Source organism: Phormidesmis sp. 146-33 (assembly GCF_052939515.1).
The window spans coordinates 1-3,663 of sequence record NZ_JBJPHU010000235.1; the positions used below are offsets into that span (position 1 = coordinate 1).

At 49.9% G+C, this 3,663-nt stretch carries 4 protein-coding genes; 2 read left to right on the forward strand and 2 right to left on the reverse strand.

From position 1 onward, the window contains the following. A partial coding sequence (locus ACJ2PR_RS35400; protein ID WP_446880569.1) for a hypothetical protein occupies nt 1-475 on the reverse strand: 475 nt, incomplete at its 3' end. 99 nt (nt 476-574) lie between these two features. On the opposite strand from ACJ2PR_RS35400, the gene ACJ2PR_RS35405 reads away from it, so the two are divergent. Continuing rightward, a complete protein-coding gene (locus tag ACJ2PR_RS35405) occupies nt 575-1,843 on the forward strand; it encodes an inorganic phosphate transporter (protein ID WP_446857589.1) in 1,269 nt (422 codons plus the stop codon). A gap of 92 nt (nt 1,844-1,935) precedes the next feature. Continuing rightward, on the forward strand, nt 1,936-3,183 hold the full coding sequence (locus ACJ2PR_RS35410) for a DMT family transporter (RefSeq protein ID WP_446867616.1): 1,248 nt from the start codon (nt 1,936-1,938) through the stop codon (nt 3,181-3,183). Nucleotides 3,184-3,283: 100 nt separating this feature from the next. Here ACJ2PR_RS35410 and ACJ2PR_RS35415 read toward each other — a convergent pair. Next, the coding region (locus tag ACJ2PR_RS35415) for a sensor histidine kinase (protein ID WP_446880570.1) at nt 3,284-3,663 on the reverse strand (380 nt) is incomplete at its 5' end.

Sequence of the window (3,663 nt, forward strand, 5' to 3'; positions counted from 1 at the left end):
GTAGATGTAAACAAGACAAAACAAGCGTATGGGAGGTATCTGAATTTGGCAGCGTGTTGATAAACACAAGCGGTAGAACAAACAGAGCGAGGCTGGCTCCTACAAGGCTTTTACCAGACTTGTTTTGAGTTAGGAAGTAACCAGCAAGGGCTGGAAAAATGATGAAAGCAATGTTTCTTGGATAAAACCAATTTTCTGTGATCTGAGGAAAGTAAATGGGGAGTTTTGCGATCGTGCCTGCCAGTAAACAGAGCATCAAAATCAAACTGCTGTCCGCAAAAATCTGGCGAGATTGAACAGGTTGAGTCTCCTGAAAATGCAGCCGTTCTTGCCAAACTTTTAGAACGATCGCATCGGGATTTTCAGCAAACACAGACTCAAAAGCAACTCGAAAAGCCTCTGCATCTTCTCGAAACAGTCGTTCTAACTCGGCGGGGTTTTCTAAATTTTCTTGGATTTGCTGAACGAAATTCATGCGGATTGCTGCTTTGATAAGGGTTGAGAAGCGCCAAAATTGTAGATGCAGCGAAATCAATGGAAAGCTTCACTTTAAAGTTTTAGGATTCCCGAATTTATGGATCAGCCTTTTCTGTTGATTTTGACGAGTGCTTTGGCGTTTTACCTCGCCTGGAATCTGGGCGCAAATGATGTCGCAAACTCGATGGGAACGTCCGTCGGCTCCAAAGCGGTGACCTTGAGGCAAGCGATCGTCATTGCGGGCATTTTAGAATTCACTGGAGCCGTTCTCTTTGGGCAAGAAGTTTCTGCAAAATTGGCAACAGGCGTGGTGAACTTAGAATCGTTTGCCTCAATGCCACAGATTTTTTTGTTGGGTATGATTGCCGTTCTGATTGCTGCGGGAATTTGGCTCAACGTTGCAACCGTGTTTGGCTTTCCGGTTTCGTCGTCTCATGCCACGGTGGGCGCGATCGCTGGGTTTGCCTGTGTTGCTATCAATCCGCAAGCGGTGAATTGGTCGTCGCTCGGCATCATTTCCTTAACGTGGGTCGTCACGCCCGTAGTCAGTGGAGCGATCGCCGCGAGTTTCTATCGTGTGATCAAGCGTTGGATTCTCGATCAGCCTGACCCGATCGCCCAACTTCAAGAATGGATTCCCTGGCTGAGTGCTGTGTTGATTGGGGTGTTTGGCGTGATTGTGCTGCCCACCTTAAGCGAACCGATTCAGAAAGTTCTCAGCGATCGGCTTCACCTGCTCATTCCCGCTCACGATATTCCCTTGGTGATGGGCGGCATGGGAGCGATCGCGCTCACCTTCACGAGTTGGCGACAGCTAGAAAAAAAAGAGCCGCTTCCCGAAGCCTTTCTCGCCCGGTTTCAGGTGGTTAGCGCTTGCTTTGTGGCGTTTGCTCACGGCTCAAATGATGTAGGAAACGCGATCGCACCGTTGGCGGCGATCGTCTCTATCTCCCAAACGGGAACCGTTCCCCTACAAGACTTTCGAGTTCCTTTGTGGATTCTTGTGCTGGGCGGCATGGGCATCGTGGCAGGATTGGCAGTTTTGGGAAAAAAAGTGATCGCGACGATCGGCGAAGGCATTATTTCTCTACAGCCCAGCGGCGGATTTTGTGCAGAATTAGCAACCGCAACGACGATTTTGGTGGCTTCTCGGTTTGGTTTGCCCGTTTCTACGTCTCATGCGCTGGTGGGGGGAGTCGTCGGCGTGGGACTGGTGCAAGGACTGAAATCAATTCAAGGAAAAACGCTGCGATCGATCGCCCTCACCTGGCTTGTGACCATCCCCATTTCAGCCGGACTCAGCGCCGTAATTTTTGTGATTGCGCGATCGCTTGTTCAGAGATTCCTACCCATTCTGCTCAACTAATGTTTTATTGGGAACAATACCAAACAGGCTGATAAAGTTTTTGTGAAGACGAAAAGCCTGACCGCGAACAGCAGGGGCAAGGACAAACACTCATGAGTCTAGAGGATAAGCGAAACCGTTTTGGGGCTGAGGGTGCAAACGCTGAATCGCCCGACATCAAGCGTCTGCAAGCGATGAGCGCCAAGTTGTCTTACGAGATCAATCAGTTGCAGGCCCAAAAAATGCGGCTGATGCAAGAAGTTGCTGATTTGCAGGCTCAGTTACCTCCCCAGCCGTCTGCTCGACGCGCCTATCCGATTCCTTTAGAAGTGCCTGCTGCTCCGCTTCCGTTTCGCACAAGGCTGACTCAATTACGGGTGACGCAGTTTGGGCTGCTGTTGGTTTTGATTTCGACGCTGGCGCTCTCGATTCACAATGTGATTGTTCGCATGATCATTGGGACTCCGATCGATTTGTTTGGCATCCTTTCGTTTGGCGGATTTATTCGGCCAAGTTTGGGTAATTCGCTCTTGATTTTGTGGATGAGAATGCTGGTGGTCGTGCCGATGATGGCGATCGTTGCGGGCTGGCTTTATCCGCCTGTGTGGAGTGATATCAAGCAATTGTTGTTGGATCGCGATCGCCGTCCCTTGTCCAATGTGATTTGTAGCGGTGGGTTTTTGTTTTTGTCTCAAGTGTTGATCTATATTGCGATCGGAGCGGTCGGCCCAGGTGTTGCAGTCACGATTTTGTTTATGTATCCGTTGGTGACGGTGCCGTTGGCTTGGTGGCTGTTTGGCGATCGACCGACGCGCCTGCGGTTGGGTGTGATGTTGACGATTTTGTTAGGGGTGATTTTTACCGCTGTTCCCAGTTTCAAACAAACGGGCACAGTGTCTTCGACGGGCATTATGGCTGCGATTTTTGCGGGTGTGGCGTTTGCCTTTTATCTAATTTTTATGCAGCTTGGCTTCAAGAAGCTTCATCCGGTGCCCGTGAGTCTGGTGCAGTTTGTGACAATCTTCTTTATGTCAAGCTTGATTTTGTCGTTGCCGTTGCAGTTAGGTGTGTTTGTGCTGCCTGAAAAGCGGTGGGGCTTTCTAGTGGGCGGCGTTGTTTTGGGAGCGTTGACGCTGGTAGGTTATCTGACGAATAACTTTGGAGTGCGTCAAATGGGTGCGGCGAGAGCGTCGATCGTGGCCTCTAGCGGCCCAGTCGTGACGGCATTGTTAGCGGTTCTGATTTTGCACTTTCCTCTGTTAAGCGAACAGATCATTGGAATTTTTCTAGTGACGATCGGCGTGACGGCTTTAAGTTTTGAACGAATGCGCTCGATCGGACGGGCCAAAGCCGCTAAGTAGTTAGAAACGCAGAACATGTGTAAAGTACCATTGCAACAGTCTTCTCAAGCCACCCCTTCAAGCTTGAAGCATCAGTTGAGTGGCAAAGAATGCAAAAAACCTAGGGCGGCGTAGAAGGCAAATCAATCGTAAAAACAATTTGAAGCGATCGACTCTCAACTCGAATCTGTGCGCCTAGTTGCTCGACTAATTTTTCGACGAGAGCCAGTCCTAATCCAGTGCCACCTTGTTTCCAGCGATCGCCCATCGGAATGCGGTAAAACTTCTCAAAAATGCGGCTCAACTCGGCTGGGGGAATCTCGACGCTGGTATTGCAGACTCTTAGCGTCACGGCTTCGACTTCTGGAGGGGGCAAAGTGACACAGATGGTGATTTCTCCACCCGGCGGGGTGTATTTGCAGGCGTTGGTGAGTAGCTCTGTGACAATGTAACTACTCAGGTTGAAGTGTAGTCGGGAGAGTGGGATTTCCCAAGAAAACC

What these genes read in the sequence shown, in the direction of transcription:
- ACJ2PR_RS35405 (WP_446857589.1), top strand. Translation starts at nt 575, where the DNA reads ATGGATCAGCCTTTTCTGTTGATTTTGACGAGTGCTTTGGCGTTTTAC.
- ACJ2PR_RS35410 (WP_446867616.1), top strand. Translation starts at nt 1,936, where the DNA reads ATGAGTCTAGAGGATAAGCGAAACCGTTTTGGGGCTGAGGGTGCAAAC.